Here is a 15,536-nt window from a genome sequence, read left to right as displayed (position 1 = left end):
TGGACCGGTCGGCAGCGGCAGCGGTACGGGAGGGTGGTCATGACGGTACGAATCGGGCCGGCGAGCACGGCGATCGGCCGCGCGGGCGGGCGGCGCCGGCTGTTCCTCGCCGGTACCTGCGTCGCGCTGGTGCTGGCCGCGATCGGGGACGAGCTGCCCGGCTACGACGGCCCGGGGCCGTTCCTCGACCTCGGGCTCGCGGTGCTGGTCGCGCTGGTCTGGTGGCGGTACACGCCGCTTCTCGCCGCGGCGGCGAGCGTGCTGTTCGGCGTCGGCGGCCTGCTGAGCCCGGAGTTCGTCGCCCGCCTCGGCCGGCCGGGCCGGGCGCTGGAGTTCGCCGCCGGCTGGCTGCAACTGCTCGCGTTCGGCGCCGCCGCGGTGCTCGCGGTCGCCGCCGTCCTGTCACCCGCCCGGTCGCCGCGTCGGGCCACCACCGCCGTGCCGGTCGCACATCGGCGGGTCGAACCGTCGTCGGAATCGAGGGAGTAGTCATGTTCCATCGTCTTCGTTCGAACCGGGCCAGCCTTGCCGCGCTCGCCGCGCTGCTGGTGGGCATCCTGGGGCTGGTCGTGCAGTGGATCGCCGATCCGTCGAAGTTCGGCGACGCCGAGCAGTCGTTCGGCATCACGTTCCCGCCGGGCATCATCTTCATCCTGGTCGCCGCGGTGCTGATGGTGCTGACCTCGCGGTGGTGGTGGCATCCGGTGTTCGCGGCGATCGCCTGCCTGTGGATCGTCGGCGCCGGTTCGCTGGCCGACCAGCTGCAGCCGAACCTGACGTCGCACAACGCCGGCACGGTCGCGGGCAACGTGGTGATGGCGGGCGGGTTGATCGTGGCGCTCGTCGCGGGGGTGGTGAGCGCGGTCGGGACGCTGCGGTCCCGGCGCACCCGGGGCGCCCGCGCCGAGGCGCCACGGGCCGAGGCTTCCCGGTCCTGACCCGTTCCGGTGGGCCGGCGCGCCGCCCCGGCCCCGCGCGGGCCCGCCTCGCCCCGCGTGTGCCTGGCTCGCCTCGGGCGGTCCCGCCTCGCCCCGCGTGTGCCTGGCTCGCCTCGGGCGGTCCTGCCTCGCGCCGCGTGTGCCTGGCTCGCGCCCCGCCGCCGGCTGGCCTGTTCTGCTATGCAAAACTCTGTGTCGAAGATGTCGTCGGATCACAGGGTCACTGCCTAGCGTGCAGGACAGGGAGGTGGGGTGCGGCGTGTTCGACGTGATTGTGCGCGGCGGATGGGTGCTGGACGGCACCGGCGCGGCGGCGTACCGGGCGGACGTCGCCATCACCGGCGACCGGATCGCCGCACTCGGCCACCTCGACCTCGCCGAGGCCGAGCACAGCATCGACGCCGCCGGGCGGTACGTGACGCCCGGGCTGATCGACGCGCACGTGCACGGTGACGCGCTGGTGCGTGACCCGGCGGTGCAACTCGCCGCGCTGCGGCAGGGCATCACCACGTTCGTGCTGGGCCAGGACGGCCTGTCGTTCGCGCCCGCCTCGCCGGCCACCCTGCGGTACGTGGCGCGCTACTTCGACGCGGTCAACGGGCCGCCGGCCGGGCTGGGCGACGGGCCGGTCGGCGTCGCCGCGCTGCTCGCCGGCTACACCGACAGCACCGCGCTGAACACCGCCTACCTCGCACCGCACGGCACGATCCGGTACGAGGTGCTCGGCTCGGCGCAGCGGCCGGCCGACGCGGCCGAACTGACCCGGATGCGCCGGCTGGTGGAGCGCGCGCTGGACGAGGGCGCGGTCGGCCTGTCCACCGGCCTGGAGTACAGCCCGGGGCGGTACGCGAACGCCGCCGAGCTGGCCGAGCTGTGCCGCCCGGTCGCCGCCCGCGGCCTGCCGTACGTGACGCACATGCGCGGGTACGAGGCGGACGCGCCGACCGGGATCGCCGAGGTGCGCGAGATCGCCCGGGACAGTGGCGTCGCGACGCACGTCTCGCACTACCACGGGCCGGCGGAGAAGCTGATCGGGTTGGTCGACGACGTCCGCGCCGAGGGCATCGACCTCAGCTTCGACAGCTACCCGTACCTGCGGGGCAGCACCATCCTGGCGATGGTGACGCTGCCCGAGTGGCTGCCCACCGCCGACGTGGAACGCGCCGTCGAGCAGCTCGCCGATCCCGGTGTGCAGCGCCGGCTCGACACCGAGTGGTTCGCGCACCGCGCCGAGGTGTGGCCGCGGATCACCCTGTCGTACGTGCCGTCCGAGCAGTGGCGGTGGGCCGAGGGTCGGCCGCTGGTCGCGGTGGCCGACCAGGCCGGCCTGAGCCCTGCCGCGACCTGCGTGGAGCTGCTGCGGGCCACCGAGCTGCGGGCCGGCTGCGTGTTCGGTCAGCCGCCGACCAACAGCGAGGAGTCGGTGCGCGCGCTGCTCCGGCACCCGGCCCAGATGGGCAGCTCGGACGGGATCTACGTCGGATCGCATCCGCACCCGCGCGGCTGGGGCGCGTTCGCCCGGGTGCTCGCCCGGCACGTGCGGGAACTCGGCGACCTGTCCTGGCCGGACGCGGTGGTGCACCTGGCGGCGAACCCGGCCCGCCGGTTCGGGTTCCCGGGCCGGGGCCAGCTGCGGGTCGGCTACCACGCCGACCTGGCGGTGGTCGATCCGGACCGGGTGCGCGATGCGGCGACCTACGACGATCCGCGCCGGCCGGCCGTCGGGGTGGACGACGTGCTGGTGAACGGGCGACCGGTGCTGGCGGGCGGCGAGCTGACCGGCGCGCTCGCCGGCGTCCCGTTGCGGTCGCCGCGATGATCGAGACGGCGGCCCGCAACCAGTCGTCCTCGCTGCGCCGCGCGCTGACCATACTGTCCTATGTGGAGCGGGAGGTCGGCGGTGCCGGGGCGACGCTGACCGAGATCGCGGATGCCCTGTCGCTCAACAAGAGCACGGTGCTCCGGCTGGCCGAGCCGCTGGTCGACGCCGAGCTGCTGGCCCGGGACGCCGCGAGCGGCCGGTTCCGGCTCGGGCTCGGCGCCCTGCAACTGGGCCAGGCGTACCTGTCCCGGCTGGACATCAGGACCGTGGCGGCGACCCAGTTGCGGGCGTTGCAGCGGTCCTCCGGCCAGACCTGCCACCTGGTCGTGCCGGACGGGCTGGAGGCGGTCTACATCGACAAGGTGGAGAGCGAGGCCAACGTTCGGATGGCCTCCCGGGTGGGTCGCCGGGTTCCGCTGTACCGCACCGGCGTCGGCAAGGCGATGCTCGCGTTCGGCGGCGAGGCGCAGCTGGCCGCGGTGCTCGACGCCGGCCTCGTCGCGACCACCGCGTACACCATCACCGAGCCGGCCGCGCTGCGCCGCGAGCTGGCCCGGATCCGGCAGTGCGGTTACGCGGTGGACGACCAGGAGAACGAGCCGGACGTGCGGTGCGTCGCCGCGCCGCTGTTCGACCACGAGGACCGGGTGGTGGGTGCGGTGTCGGTGTCCGGCGTCGCGTCCCGGATGACGCCGGCCCAGGTGCGCCGGCTGGCTCCGGAGGTCGCTGGTGCCGCCCGCCAGATCTCCCGGGAGCTGGGTTCGCGTTGACAGGAGGCCGCGTGGCACTGAGGATTCCCACCGAACACGTCGACTGGCGTACCAAGGGGCTGTGGCTGCCGGGGGCGCGGCTGCCGGCGGCGGAGTTCGTCGCCGCCGGGTACGACATCTTCACCGGGCCGTTCAGCTGGCCGCTGCTGGTGCTGGACCGGGATGCGGTGGCGCACAACGTGGCCACCATGGCCGACTACACCGCCCGGCACGGCCTGGCGTTCGCGCCGCACGGCAAGACCACGATGGCACCGGTGCTGTTCCAGCAGCAGTTGGATGCGGGTGCCTGGGGGATCACCCTGGCGGCGGCGAGCCAGGTGCTCACCGCGCGGGGCTTCGGGGTGCCGCGGATCTTCCTGGCCAACGAGCTGCTCGACCCGCTGGCGCTGCGCTGGGTGATCGCCGAACGGGAGCGCGATCCGTCGTTCGAGCTGCTGTTCTACCTGGATTCGACCGACGGGCTCGACGCGATCCGGGCGGCGTTGGCGGAGGTGACCGGCGACCGGCCGCTGGAGGTGGTCGTCGAGCTGGGCCACGCGCACGGCCGTACCGGGGTGCGTTCGGTCGCCGACGTGGTGTCTCTCGCGCGGGCGGCCGCGGAGGTGCCCCGGCTCGCGGTGGCCGGCGTCTCCGGGTACGAGGGCGGTCTGTCCACTGTGGACGAAGCGCGGGGTTTCCTCGGTACGCTGCGCGAGGCGGCCGAGGCGCTGGTCGCCTTCGACCTGGTGCGGCCCGGCCCGGTGGTGGTCTCCGCCGGCGGCTCGGCCTACTTCGACACGGTCACCGAAGTGCTCTCCGGTGACTGGTTGGCCAGGCGGGAACTGCTGGTACTGCTGCGGTCCGGCTCGTACGTCACCCACGACGACGGGTTCTACCGGGCCAAGACGCCGTTCAACCGGATCGGTGCCGAGGGCTCGCTGATCCCGGCGCTGACCGTGTGGGCGCAGGTGACCTCCACCCCGGAGCCCGGCCTGGCGCTGGTCGCGATGGGCAAGCGGGATGCCCCGTACGACGAGGGGCTGCCGGTGCCGAAGACGCTGCGGCGCGCCGACGGCGGCACCGAACCGGCGGCGGGGTTCACCGTGCGGCGCTTCAACGACCAGCATGCCTACCTGGACACCTCCGGAGGCCCGACGCCGCGCCCCGGTGACCTGATCGCGTTCGGTATCTCGCACCCCTGTACCGCGTTCGACAAGTGGCGGGTGATCCCGATGGTCGACGCCGACCACCGGGTCGTCGACCTGATCCACACCTATTTCTAGAGGAACGACATGCAAACCTCACCCCGCAGTACGCCGAGCGCCGCGCTGGTCGAGACCGGCGTGGTCCCGATCCTGCGCGGCAAGCGCACCGGCGAGTACCTGCCCGCGGTGATCGATGCGCTGGTGGACAACGGCATCCGCTGCCTGGAGATCACCACGAACACGCCGGACGGGTTCGCCGCGGTGGCCGCCGCCCGCGCCCGGTACGGCGCCGAGGTGGATCTCGGCATCGGCACCGTGCTGACGGTCGAGCACCTCGACGCCGCCGAGCAGGCCGGCGCCACGTTCATCGTCTCCCCGCACACCGATCCGGCGCTGGCCGCCGAGGCGGTGGCCCGCGGGCTCGGCTACTACCCGGGTGCGTTCACCGCCACCGAGGTGCTGACCGCCTGGCGGCTCGGCGCGACCGCGGTCAAGGTGTTCCCGGCGTCCGTGGCCGGCCCCCGCTACCTCCGGGAGCTGCGCGGGCCGATCGACGGGGTACCGCTGATGCCCACCGGCGGGGTCACCCTCGACCTGGTGCCGGAGTACCTTGCCGCCGGCGCGATCGCGGTCGGCATGGGCGGGCCGCTGCTGGGCGATGCGCTGGACGGTGGGTCGCTGACCGAGCTGGGCGCCCGGGCCCGCGCGGTGCTCGACGCGATCCGGGAGGCGCGCGGGTGACCGGATCGTCGACGGCGCCGGGCGTTTCCGCCGCCCGGGTGTTCGCGTGAGTACCCCGGAGTACGCCACCGACCTGCCCGGCCCGATCGGTGGGCCGGGTGCCGGTGCGGCGGAGCTGGTGACGCTGGGCGAGACGATGGCGCTGCTGGCCGCGCCCCGGGTCGGCCTGCTGCGGCACATGCACAGCCTGCACCTGTCGGTGGCCGGCGCGGAGTCGAACCTGGCGATCGGCGTCGCCCGGCTGGGCCGGCGGGCCGCCTGGTTGAGCCGGGTCGGCGACGACGAGTTCGGCCGGCTGGTCACCGCGACGATCCGGGCCGAGGGCGTCGCGGTGTACGCGGCGGTCGACGGCACCGCGCCGACCGGCCTGATGGTCAAGGAGCGCCGCACCGACACCGCGACCCGGGTGCAGTACTACCGGGCCGGCAGCGCGGCGTCCCGGCTGTCACCGTCCGATGTGGACGAGTCGGTGGTCCGGGCGGCCCGGGTGCTGCACGTCACGGGCATCACCCCGGCACTGTCCGGAACCGCGCGCGAGGCGGTACTCGCGGCGGTGGAGGTCGCTCGCGCCGCGGGCGTCGCGGTGTCGCTGGATCTCAACTACCGGGCCGCGCTCTGGGACGCGGCCACGGCCGGCGCCACGCTGCGCGAGCTGGTGACCCGGGCGGATCTGGTGTTCGCGACCGGCCCGGAGGCGAGGCTGGTGGTGTCCGGCGGCGACGAGACGGTCCTCGCCGCCGAGTTGGCCAAGCTCGGGCCGCGGCAGGTGCTGGTCAAGCGCGGCTCCCGGGGTGTCGTCGGCCTGCTCGACGGCACCGGGTACGACCTGCCGGCCAAGCCGGTGCGGGCGGTCGACCCGGTCGGTGCGGGCGACGCGTTCGCGTCCGCCTACCTGACCGAGTGGATCGGCGGTGCAGCACCGGACGCCTGCCTGCACGCGGCGACCGTGGCCGGCGCGTTCGCGGTGACGGTGCCCGGTGACTGGGAGGGCCTGCCGAGCCGGGCCGAGCTGAACCTGCTCGGCGCGGACTCCGACGACGACGTGCAACGCTGACATCCATCGCTGACATCCATCCGCGACACGAAACGGAGCACATCATGGCGGACAAGCAGGGGCTGCGCACGGACCAGGCGCCGGCACCGGCGGGCGGTTACTCGCAGGGCGTGGCGGTCGCCGGGTTCGTGTACACCGCCGGCATGGGGCCGATCGACCCGGCCACCGGCAAGGCGGTCGGTGACGACGTGGCCACCCAGACCCGGCAGGTGCTGAAGAACCTCGGCGCCGTACTCGCGCAGCGCGGCCTGGGCTTCGAGCACGTGGTGAAGGCGACGGTGCACCTGCAGGAGCTGCACCGCGACTTCGCCGAGTTCGACAAGGCGTACCGGGAGTTCTTCACCGCGGATCCGGCCCCGGTGCGGACCACGGTCGGCTCGGAGCTGAACAACATCCTGGTCGAGATCGACTTCGTCGCCCACGAGTGACGAACCCGGGCCGCGCCGGCAGGGTCGGCGCGGCCCCCGGCCGCGGGCGGCTCCGGCGCCGGGAGTCGATGGCGGGCGGGCACGCCGCCGGGAGCCGGGGGGCCGGGAGCCGGCGTGGGCTCGTGGCCGGGAGCCGGCGGGGTAGGACCGGCGCCGGAAGTCAGCGGCGGGTGGACTCGCGCGGGATCAGGTGCGGGGCGATCAGGTGCCGGGTGGTCGGTGCCTCCGGCTCGGCGGTGCGGCGCATCAGCACGTCGACCGCGGTGCTGCCGAGTTCGGTGGCCGGCAGGGCGACGCTGGACAGGGTCGGGGTGAGGTAGCCCGCGTACGGGTGGTCGCCGTAGCCGACGACCAGCACGTCGTCCGGCACCCGCAGCCCGTGCTCGGTGAGCGCCCGGATCAGCGCCAGCGCGAAGTAGTCGTTGCCGGCGACGAACGCGTCGGGCAGGTCGCCGTCGGCGACCAGCCGGCCGGCCAGCCGGTACGCCTCCTCCGCCTGCCACGGCAGGGTCAGCGAGTCGCGCCGCCGGGTCGGTACGGACAGCACCCGGGCGCTGCCCGGATCGGCGGCGTGGTCGGCGATCGCGCGCAGGTAGCCGTCCCGCCGCTGCCGGACCGTGCTGATCGGCAGGTCCTCCTCCACGGCCCAGACCACCCGGGCGCCGGCGTCCAGGACGTGCGCGGTCGCCTGGTACGCGCCGTGCTCGTTGTCGATGCCGACGAAGTCGACGTCCATCCCGGGCAGTTCCCGGCTGACGAAAACCAGGTCGACGCCGGCGCGGCGGAGCCGCTCCCAGTGCCCGGCCTCGGCCTGCACCGGTACCGCGAGGGCCGAGTCGACGCCGGCGTGCAGCAGCGACTCGGCGGCGACCCGCTCGGACTCGGGGCTCTCCTCGGTGGCGAGCAGCATCACCGTGTAGCCGAGGGCCCGGCAGCGCAGCTCGACGCTGGAGATCAACCCGGCGTACAGCGTGTTGGACGGGTTGGTGATGACCAGACCGACGGTCCGGGTGGAGCCGAGCACCAGCGAGCGGGCCTGGTTGTTCGGCACGTACCCGAGCCGCTCGGCCTCGGCCATCACCTGCGCCCGGGTCACCGGGCTGACGCTGTCCTTGCCGGTCAGCGCGCGGGACACGGTGTTGACCGAGCAGCCGACCGCCTCGGCGATGTCGGACAGCCGGACCCGGCGCCGCATCGTGCCGGTCGGCCGGTGCACGGACATCTCGGTTACTCCTTGGCGACGAGGTGGATCCGCAGTCGCGGGCCGCGGCCGGTGGGGTGGGTACCGCCGTCGGCGTCCGCGGGGCGGGCCGCGCCACGCAGCCGGAGCCAGCCGCCGAACTCGCGGACCCGCCAGGTCACCATACCGACACCGGTCGTGTCCAGTTCGACCCCGGCCAGGTGCTCGGCGTCGATCCAGTTCAACCCGTCCGGGGACAGCTGGGTGGTCAGGGTGACGGTGCCCGGCGCCGGGTCGATCACCTGCACGAAGAAGCGGGCCTCGGCGGCCCAGGGCACCTCGTACGGCTCGGTGGCGAACTCGCCGGTGAACTCGGCGCCGCGTTCCAGCACGGCGGTCTGGGCATGACGCATGATCGCCTCACCAATCCACGGAAACGAGTACGGAGTCGAGATAGAGGAAGTTCCGGACACCGGAGTGGGTCCGCACGCTGAAGTAGAAGTTCAGCAGGTTCTCCAGCGAGTCGTACCGGTCGGAGTACGCCGGCACCGGCACTTCCCGCAGGTCGAGGGTGGTGTCGTTGACCTGCAGCTCGACGTTGCGCCGGGCGTCGGTGTCGATCAGCCAGCGCAGGTAGTGCCAGTTGACCTTGGTGGGGACCTCGTTGTAGCACATCGCCATCGGCTCCGAGGCCGGCTGCCAGTCGGCCGGGTCGGGTGCGGTGAAGTCGTCGCCGTAGGCGAGCTTCACCTTGCCCTCCAGGTGTTCCCGCGGTGTCGGCTCGGGCACCACCGGGTACACCCAGCGCTGGTCGAGCTCGTTGTCCACGGTGGTGTTCCGGTAGCGCATCACCGTGTGGTAGCGCAGCCCGCCGTCGCCGCAGATGTCGGTCGCCACGGTGAACGCGCCGAACTGCGCCTCGCTGGGATGCAGGTTTCCGTCCCAGGTGACGCCGCCGAACGAGTTGTTGCCGGCGTCCGTGCCGAGCGTCGCCTCCGCCTTGTAGCTGAAGTGCGTCTCCAGCTGCACCAGGCCCTTGCGTGCCATGGTGAGCCGGCGGATCGCCACCGCGGTGTGCCCGACGTACGGCCGGGTGGCGAGCTTGAGCGCGTAGTCGCCGGTGAGCGCGCCGTGCGTGCCGGTGTCGAAGAACGTGCAGTTGGACACCTGCGGCGGCCGGAAGTCGCGCATGTGATCGTCTACTGTGGACAGGTCGCCGTTGCCGTCGTAGTTGCCGATCAGCTCGGTCCAGCCGTTCGTCCCGGTGTCGAAGTTGTCGTAGGTGAGGATCCGTGGCAGCGGATCGAACCGGGACAGGGCGGGGTCGGCGGCGAGCATGCCCCGCCGTACCTGTTCGCCGGTGCTCCCCAGGTGTGGTGACAACGTTGGTCCTTCCTCCGACGGCGTGCGTGCCTCGACGGCGTGCGTGCCTCGACGCTAGGTGGCGGTGGCGTTGCGCGGCAACGGCGGTTGCATCGGTCGCAACGACAGATCCGTTGCCGCGCAACGATTCTCAGTGGGCGAGCTTGGCGTGGACGAACGACTGCCGGCCGGCCGGGTCGATGCTCAGCCCGGTGACGTTCGTCCGGTACGCCAGGTCGACGGTGAAGTCGGCCGGGAAGATGCCGACCGCGTCGTCCCAGATGATCTGGCTGGCCTGCTTGTACAGCGCGGTGCGCTCCGCCGGGTCCAGCGTCGCCTTCGCCCGCGCCAGCACCGTGTCCAGCTGGTGGTTGCAGTAGCCCATCCGCTTGGCGTCGCAGGTGTAGAGCCGGCCCAGGGTGTAGTCGGCGTCGCCGGTGGCCACCGTGTTGCCCTGCAGGTTCATGTCCCAGTTGAGCTTGTTCAGATCGTCCAGCCAGACCGACCGCTCCTTCGGCAGCGGCTTGACCTTCACCCCGATCTTCGCCCAGTACGAGACGAACGCCTGGCCGAGCGAGTTCTGGTTGGTGTCGTCGGAGCTGGCCCACTGGATCGTGGTGGCGAACCCGTGCGGGTAGCCCGCCTCGGCCAGCAGCTTCTTCGCCTTCGCCGGGTCGTACGGGTACGGCGACAGCTGCGGTGCGCCGAACACCGGCTGCGGGATCGGCGCCTGCGCGAGCTTCGCCTGCTTGCCGTACAGGTCGCCGACGACCTGCTTGACGTCCACCGCGTACCACAGGGCCTGCCGGACCCGCTTGTCGGTGAACGGTTTCCGGGACGAGTTGAACCAGATGAACTCGTAGCTGTAGCCCGGCCTGGTGGCGTAGTGCACGCCCGGCATCTTCTCGACCTGGCCGACCGAGTCGGCGCCGATCCCGTTCGTCACGTCCGCCTCACCGGTGGACAGCGCGGTGATCCGGGCCGACTCCTCCGGGATGTTCAGGTAGGTGATGGTCGGGATCGACGGCTTGGCTCCCCAGTACTTCGCGTTGCGGGACAGCACCAGCTGCTTGTCCGGGGACCACTCCTCGACCGTGTACGGCCCGGTGCCGATCGGTTCCTTCCAGTACGACTCGCTGGTCGCCTTGCCGGCCTCGGTGATCGGTAGCAGGCTGAGGGTGGCGAGCATCGTACCGAGCGGCTGGGTGGTGGTGATCGTGACGGTGTGCGCGTCCGTCGCGGTCACCGACTTCACCGGCTCCCACAGCGGTGCCAGCGAACTGCCCGCCTTGATCAGCGCGTCCGCGGACGCCTTGACGTCGTCGGCGGTCAGCGCTTTGCCGTCGGAGAACGTCACTCCGGACCGGAGGGTGAACGTCCAGGTGTGGTCGTCCGGCTGGCTCCACTTGGTGGCGAGCAGCGGCCGGTAGTCGTTGCCGGAGCGCGCCACCAGGGTCTCCAGCACGTGCTGCACCGGGCCCTGCACCGCGGCCTCCGCCGGGTACTGGTAGATGTTCAGCGACACCGGGAACGTGGCCGGCGCGACCCGCAGGCCCTTGCCGCCGGCGTTCCGGGCCGATTCGGTTGCCCCGCAACCGGTCGTGGCGAGCACACCGGCGAGGGCGAGTACCCCAGGGTGCTGATCGACGTGCGTCGTCTCACCGTTTCTCCTCAGCTCGTGAAGCGGTACGTGCACTGGACGGGTCGGTGGTCCGACGGCGCGATGCCGCCGGAGAAGTACTCGACGACCTCGGCGCCGGCCGCGCGCAGCGGGCCGCGGAAGAACTGCCAGTCGATCGTCTTCGCCGCGGCGTACGTGTCCGGCCACTGCCGCGGCTTGTCCAGCGGCAGCGGGTACACCGGGTGGGTTGCCGGCGCGACCGTGCCGAGCTCGCCGAACGGCTCCCGGTAGCCGGCGTCGTAGCAGGTCCACAGCGGGCGGGCGTAGTCGTTGGTGTCGGCGCAGAACAGCACCGCCACCTCGCCGCGCCCGGCGTCGCCGGCGAGGCGGCCGAGTTCGGCGACGATCGCGCGGGCCTGCTCGACCCGCGGGCTCCGGTCGTCGGCGATCTCGCGCGGGTGTCCGGGCCAGGTCAGGTGCGCAGTGGCGAACAGCAGCTCGGTGCCGGCCGCCGGGCAGCCCAGCCGTACCCAGAACAGCCGGGCGTCGTCGGACCAGATGCCGACGTCGGCCGCGCCGTGCGCCAGCTCGGTGAACAGCTCCCGGTGCCACCACAGGTTGCTGCGGGTCGCCCAGCCCGGGAACTCGTCGCGTACCCGGTCGTGGCCGGTCAGCGCGGCGTCCACGGCGGCGCGCGAGTCGGGATGCAGCTCCTGGGTGGCGAGCAGGTCGGGCCGGCGCCGGGTGAGCAGCCCGGTCAGCGGGTCGCGGCGCTCGGCGAACCGCCACCCGCCCCACAGGTTGTAGGTCATCGCGGTGAACGTCACCGGGTGGCTCATCTCGCCGCCTCCTCGGCCGGTGCGTGGCGGCTGGGCAGCTGCGCCAGGTGGTCGTCGGTGCCGTACCGGACGAGCCGGCCGGCGGTGATCGCGCCGCCGGCGACGTACAGCAGAACCTCGGTGAGCGAGCAGTTGCCGGGGCCGGCGAGCAGCCGGTGGCCGTCCGGTCCGAGCCCGAGCACCTCGGCGACGAGGGCGCGGATCGGCCCGCCGTGGGTGAACGCCAGGATCCGCCGCTCGGCCCCGGCCGGTACCTGCCGGGCCAGGTCGGCGAGCAGCTCGGCGCTCCGCCGGCGCAGGTCGGCGAATCGCTCGCCGCCGCCGCGCGGGATGTCCTCCCCGGCGCGGATCCGGGCGATGTCGCCGGCCCACTCGCGTTCGACGTCGGTGAGCAGCAGGCCGGCCCACGCCCCGTTGTCGAGTTCCCGCAGCCGCGGTTCGGGTACCGGTTCGGCCGGGTAGGGCCGCGCGGTCTCGACCACCCGCGGCAGGTCGCTGGCGAGGACCAGGTCCGGCGCCGGCAGCGTGGCCAGCCGGGCCGCGGTGCGGGCCGCCTGGCGCCGGCCGTACTCGGTGAGGCCGGGGCCCCGTTGCCCCTGGGCCCGCCGCTGCCGGTTCCACTGCGACTCGCCGTGGCGTACCAGGGTGAGGTGCAGCCGGCGGTCGCCGCCGTCGACGGGGTCGTCCACTGCCCAACGGGTCATCCGCGCTCCTCGACAGGTGGCCGGATCCGACCGGTCCCGCGGATGCCGCCGGGCCGCTCGGGGTCGCTGACGCCGACCAGCGGACCCCGCCGGTACCAGCGAGAACAAGCCCGTTTCGGGATGTGCAACGGGCCCCTTGACAGCCTCCGAGGGCCTGGCTAGCTTGCCACCGTGAACGTTACCGGTAACGTTCACGAAACACGGTTGTCGATCGGCTCGCACCACCCGTCACCCCCGGACGGAAGGCACCGAAGATGCAGTCGTTGTCTCGCGGGCTCGCGCTGCTGGGCGAGCTCGGTCGCCACGGGCGACCCATGACCCTGACCGAACTGACCGCCGTCGCCGGCCTGCACAAGAGCACCGTGCACCGGATGCTCGGCGCGTTCCTCGAGCACGGCCTGGTGCAGCGGGTCGACGACAACCGCTACACGGTCGGCGTCGGACTCTACGAGCTGGCCGAGTCCGCCCGCCCGGCCCCGGCCACCGCGCGCTGGCCGCACATCCAGGCTGCGCTCGGTGCGCTCGGCCGCGCCGTACACCGGCCGGTCGGGTTCGCGCTGCCCCGCTACGGCGGGCTGGTCCGGTCGCTGTCGGTCGACGCGCGCGGCGGCGCGGTCCCGCCGGCCCGCGGCACCGCCTCGCTGACCGGCACCGAACTCGGCGCCGCCTACCTGGCGTTCCGGCCCCGGGCGGAGGCCGAACGCTGCGCCGCCCGGCACGGTACCGACGGGTACCGGCTGCTGCTGTCGCTGGGCCGGATCCGGGCCCGCGGCTACGCGGTCGGTGCGGCCGTCGCGGCACCCGTACTCGGGCCGGACGGGCTCGCGATCGCCGCCGTCGAGGTGACGGTCGACGAACAGGACCGCGTCGCCCGGCAACGCATCGGCGTCGCCACGGTCGGCTGCGCCCGCCGGGTCGCCGGCTGCCTGACGCCGGCGGTCGGGCCGGCACCGGCGGCGACGCCGGCGAGCCGCCCGCGGCCCACCCGGACCCCACCGGCCGGCCGCCCGCGGCCCGCCCGCACCCCGGCGGCCGGGCTGGTCGCGCCGTCCGGGGCGAGCGCCTGATGCTCGGCTACCTGATCCGTCGCCTCGCCTACTCGCTGTTCGTGCTGTGGGGCGCGGTCACCATCGTGTTCGTGGTGCTGCGGGTGGTGCCGGGCGACCCGGCGCTGGTCATCCTCGGCCCCGACGCCAGCCCGGCCGACGTCGCCCGGCTGCGGCACGGCATGGGACTGGACCAGCCGCTGCTCGTGCAGTACGGGCACTACCTGGCAGACGTGGCGCGGCTGCACTTCGGTGACTCGATCCGGCTCGGCGGCGACGCGATGGGGCAGATCCTGCTGCGGCTGCCCGCCACCGCCGAACTCGCCGTTGCCGCCGTGGTGTTCGCGGTGACCGTCGGGATCGGCCTCGGCGTCGCCGCGGCGTCCCGGCCGAACTCCTGGCTGGACCGGCTGATCTCGGTGTTCACCCTGGTCATCCAGTCGACCCCGACGTTCTGGGCCGGGCTGGTACTGCTGCTGATCTTCGCCCGGCAGCTGCGGGTGCTGCCCAGCGAGGGCGCGCACTCCTGGCAGAACATCATCCTGCCGGCCATCACGCTCGGCCTCGGCTTCCTCGCCATGGTCACCCGGCTCACCCGGTCCGGGCTGCTGGAGATCAGCCACGAGTCGTACCTGAACACGGTGCGCGCCAAGGGGTTGTCCGAACGGGTGGTCGTCTTCCCGCACGCCATCCGCAACGCGCTGATCCCCGTCGTCACCGTCATCGGCCTGTACCTGGGCAGCGTGCTCGGCGGCACCGTGGTGATCGAGACGGTGTTCGCCTGGCCCGGCGCCGGTCGGCTGATCGCCGACTCCATCGGGTACCGCGACTACAACGTGGTGCAGGCCGGCGTCATCCTGATCGCCGCCCTCTTCGTCGTCGTCAACCTGCTCGTCGACCTGCTGTACGGGCTGATCGACCCCCGCGTGTCGGTAGGGAGCGTGTCGCGATGACCACCACGTCCGCGGTCGCGGACACCATCGAGACGGCCGCGCCGCCGGTCCGCCGCCGGGGCCGTACCGGCACGGTACGGATCGCCGGATCGCTCGCGGTGGTCGCCTTCTACGCGCTGTGCGCGGCGTTCGGGCCGATCCTGTTCCGGTTCGACCCGGTCGCCGTCGACACCAGGAACCGGCTGCTGGCACCGATGTCGCACACCAGCGAGGGCCACCTGGTGCTGTTCGGTACCGACCAGATCGGCCAGGACCTGCTCGCCAAGATGATGCAGGGTGCCCGGGTGTCGATGACCATCGGCATCTCGGCGCTGCTGCTGTCCGGGCTGATCGGGCTGGTGTTCGGGATCCTCGCCGGCTGGTTCGGCGGCTGGCCCGACTCGATCCTGATGCGGCTGGCCGACATCCAGCTCGCGTTCCCCGGCATCCTGCTCGCGATCCTGATCGCCGCGGTACTCGGCCCGAGCGTCGGCAACGTCATCGTGGTGCTGTCCATCTCCGGCTGGGTCACGTTCGCCCGGGTCACCCGCGGCCAGACGCTCGCCACCAGGCACCGCGAGTACGTCGACGCCACCCGGGTGCTCGGCGCCCGCACCTGGCACCTGGTGCGTACCTGCGTGCTGCCGTCCTGCCGGGCCCCGTTCCTGGTGATCGCCGCGCTGCACATCGGCGACGTGATCCTCGCCGAGGCGTCGCTGTCGTTCCTCGGTCTCGGCACCCCCGCCACCACGCCCAGCTGGGGCACCACCATCGCCAGCGGGCGGGACCTGCTCAGCACCGCCTGGTGGATCTCCACCATCCCCGGCATCGCGCTGGCCGTACTGGTCGTCGCGTTCGGAGTGCTCGGCGACGCGCTGCGGGACCGGTACGACCCGAAGCTCGCGGCGAGGTGAG

The 15,536-nt window shown here is 73.1% G+C and carries 17 protein-coding genes; 11 read left to right on the top strand and 6 right to left on the bottom strand.

All coding sequences use genetic code 11. The features are described from left to right. The first annotated feature begins 39 nt into the window (after nucleotides 1-39). The 8 genes from Athai_RS29470 (at nucleotide 40) to Athai_RS29435 (ending at nucleotide 6,937) form a co-directional block, all read left to right on the top strand. Nucleotides 40-489 (top strand): hypothetical protein, encoded by a 450-nt coding sequence (locus Athai_RS29470; protein ID WP_203964497.1) that lies wholly within the window; start codon nucleotides 40-42, stop codon nucleotides 487-489. A 2-nt stretch (nucleotides 490-491) separates the two neighbouring features. Next, entirely contained in the window at nucleotides 492-938 is a 447-nt protein-coding gene (locus Athai_RS29465) for a hypothetical protein (RefSeq protein ID WP_203964496.1), read from the top strand. Nucleotides 939-1,197: 259 nt separating this feature from the next. Then, a complete protein-coding gene (locus Athai_RS29460) occupies nucleotides 1,198-2,757 on the top strand; it encodes an N-acyl-D-amino-acid deacylase family protein (protein WP_203964495.1) in 1,560 nt (519 codons plus the stop codon). Further along, nucleotides 2,754-3,530 (top strand): IclR family transcriptional regulator, encoded by a 777-nt coding sequence (locus tag Athai_RS29455; protein ID WP_203964494.1) that lies wholly within the window; start codon nucleotides 2,754-2,756, stop codon nucleotides 3,528-3,530. The genes Athai_RS29460 and Athai_RS29455 overlap by 4 nt, the downstream gene beginning before the upstream one ends. 11 nt (nucleotides 3,531-3,541) lie before the next feature. Continuing rightward, nucleotides 3,542-4,792 carry an alanine racemase gene (locus Athai_RS29450; RefSeq protein ID WP_239157245.1) on the top strand — a complete coding sequence of 417 codons (1,251 nt, stop codon included), beginning with the start codon at nucleotides 3,542-3,544 and terminating at the stop codon, nucleotides 4,790-4,792. Between the two features lie 9 nt (nucleotides 4,793-4,801). Further along, entirely contained in the window at nucleotides 4,802-5,455 is a 654-nt protein-coding gene (locus Athai_RS29445; protein WP_203964493.1) for a bifunctional 4-hydroxy-2-oxoglutarate aldolase/2-dehydro-3-deoxy-phosphogluconate aldolase, read from the top strand. 46 nt (nucleotides 5,456-5,501) lie between these two features. After that, nucleotides 5,502-6,509 (top strand): sugar kinase, encoded by a 1,008-nt coding sequence (locus Athai_RS29440; RefSeq protein ID WP_239157244.1) that lies wholly within the window; start codon nucleotides 5,502-5,504, stop codon nucleotides 6,507-6,509. 44 nt (nucleotides 6,510-6,553) lie between these two features. Beyond that, on the top strand, nucleotides 6,554-6,937 hold the full coding sequence (locus Athai_RS29435; protein WP_203964492.1) for a RidA family protein: 384 nt from the start codon (nucleotides 6,554-6,556) through the stop codon (nucleotides 6,935-6,937). Between the two features lie 160 nt (nucleotides 6,938-7,097). Here the strand turns inward: Athai_RS29435 and Athai_RS29430 are convergent, their stop codons facing one another. The 6 genes from Athai_RS29430 to Athai_RS29405 form a co-directional block, all read right to left on the bottom strand. After that, nucleotides 7,098-8,159: a LacI family DNA-binding transcriptional regulator gene (locus Athai_RS29430; RefSeq protein WP_203964491.1), complete on the bottom strand. Its 1,062-nt coding sequence runs from the start codon at nucleotides 8,157-8,159 to the stop codon at nucleotides 7,098-7,100. Nucleotides 8,160-8,164: 5 nt separating this feature from the next. Further along, nucleotides 8,165-8,530, bottom strand: a complete 366-nt coding sequence (locus tag Athai_RS29425; RefSeq protein WP_203964490.1) for a hypothetical protein — start codon at nucleotides 8,528-8,530, stop codon at nucleotides 8,165-8,167. 7 nt (nucleotides 8,531-8,537) lie between these two features. Further along, nucleotides 8,538-9,500 (bottom strand): DUF6772 family protein, encoded by a 963-nt coding sequence (locus tag Athai_RS29420; RefSeq protein WP_203964489.1) that lies wholly within the window; start codon nucleotides 9,498-9,500, stop codon nucleotides 8,538-8,540. Between the two features lie 130 nt (nucleotides 9,501-9,630). Continuing rightward, nucleotides 9,631-11,091 (bottom strand): ABC transporter substrate-binding protein, encoded by a 1,461-nt coding sequence (locus Athai_RS29415; RefSeq protein ID WP_203964488.1) that lies wholly within the window; start codon nucleotides 11,089-11,091, stop codon nucleotides 9,631-9,633. A gap of 59 nt (nucleotides 11,092-11,150) precedes the next feature. Beyond that, nucleotides 11,151-11,939, bottom strand: a complete 789-nt coding sequence (locus Athai_RS29410) for an endonuclease/exonuclease/phosphatase family protein (protein ID WP_203964487.1) — start codon at nucleotides 11,937-11,939, stop codon at nucleotides 11,151-11,153. After that, entirely contained in the window at nucleotides 11,936-12,643 is a 708-nt protein-coding gene (locus tag Athai_RS29405; RefSeq protein ID WP_203964486.1) for a histidine phosphatase family protein, read from the bottom strand. Before Athai_RS29405 ends, Athai_RS29410 begins: the two co-directional genes overlap by 4 nt. A gap of 254 nt (nucleotides 12,644-12,897) precedes the next feature. On the opposite strand from Athai_RS29405, the gene Athai_RS29400 reads away from it, so the two are divergent. The 3 genes from Athai_RS29400 to Athai_RS29390 are packed head-to-tail and all read left to right on the top strand — an operon-like array spanning nucleotide 12,898 to nucleotide 15,535. After that, on the top strand, nucleotides 12,898-13,710 hold the full coding sequence (locus tag Athai_RS29400; protein ID WP_203964485.1) for a helix-turn-helix domain-containing protein: 813 nt from the start codon (nucleotides 12,898-12,900) through the stop codon (nucleotides 13,708-13,710). After that, the gene (locus Athai_RS29395; RefSeq protein ID WP_203964484.1) at nucleotides 13,710-14,642 is read left to right on the top strand and encodes an ABC transporter permease; all 933 of its coding nucleotides are present in this window, start codon (nucleotides 13,710-13,712) and stop codon (nucleotides 14,640-14,642) included. The genes Athai_RS29400 and Athai_RS29395 overlap by 1 nt, the downstream gene beginning before the upstream one ends. Further along, nucleotides 14,639-15,535, top strand: coding sequence for an ABC transporter permease (locus Athai_RS29390; protein ID WP_203964483.1), 897 nt, complete (start codon nucleotides 14,639-14,641; stop codon nucleotides 15,533-15,535). The genes Athai_RS29395 and Athai_RS29390 overlap by 4 nt, the downstream gene beginning before the upstream one ends. Nucleotide 15,536: the final 1 nt, after the last annotated feature.

It is taken from the genome of Actinocatenispora thailandica (assembly GCF_016865425.1).
GTDB lineage: Bacteria > Actinomycetota > Actinomycetes > Mycobacteriales > Micromonosporaceae > Actinocatenispora > Actinocatenispora thailandica.
The sequence above is the reverse complement of the archived record's forward strand: the minus strand, read 5'-3'. Positions and strand labels throughout refer to the sequence as shown.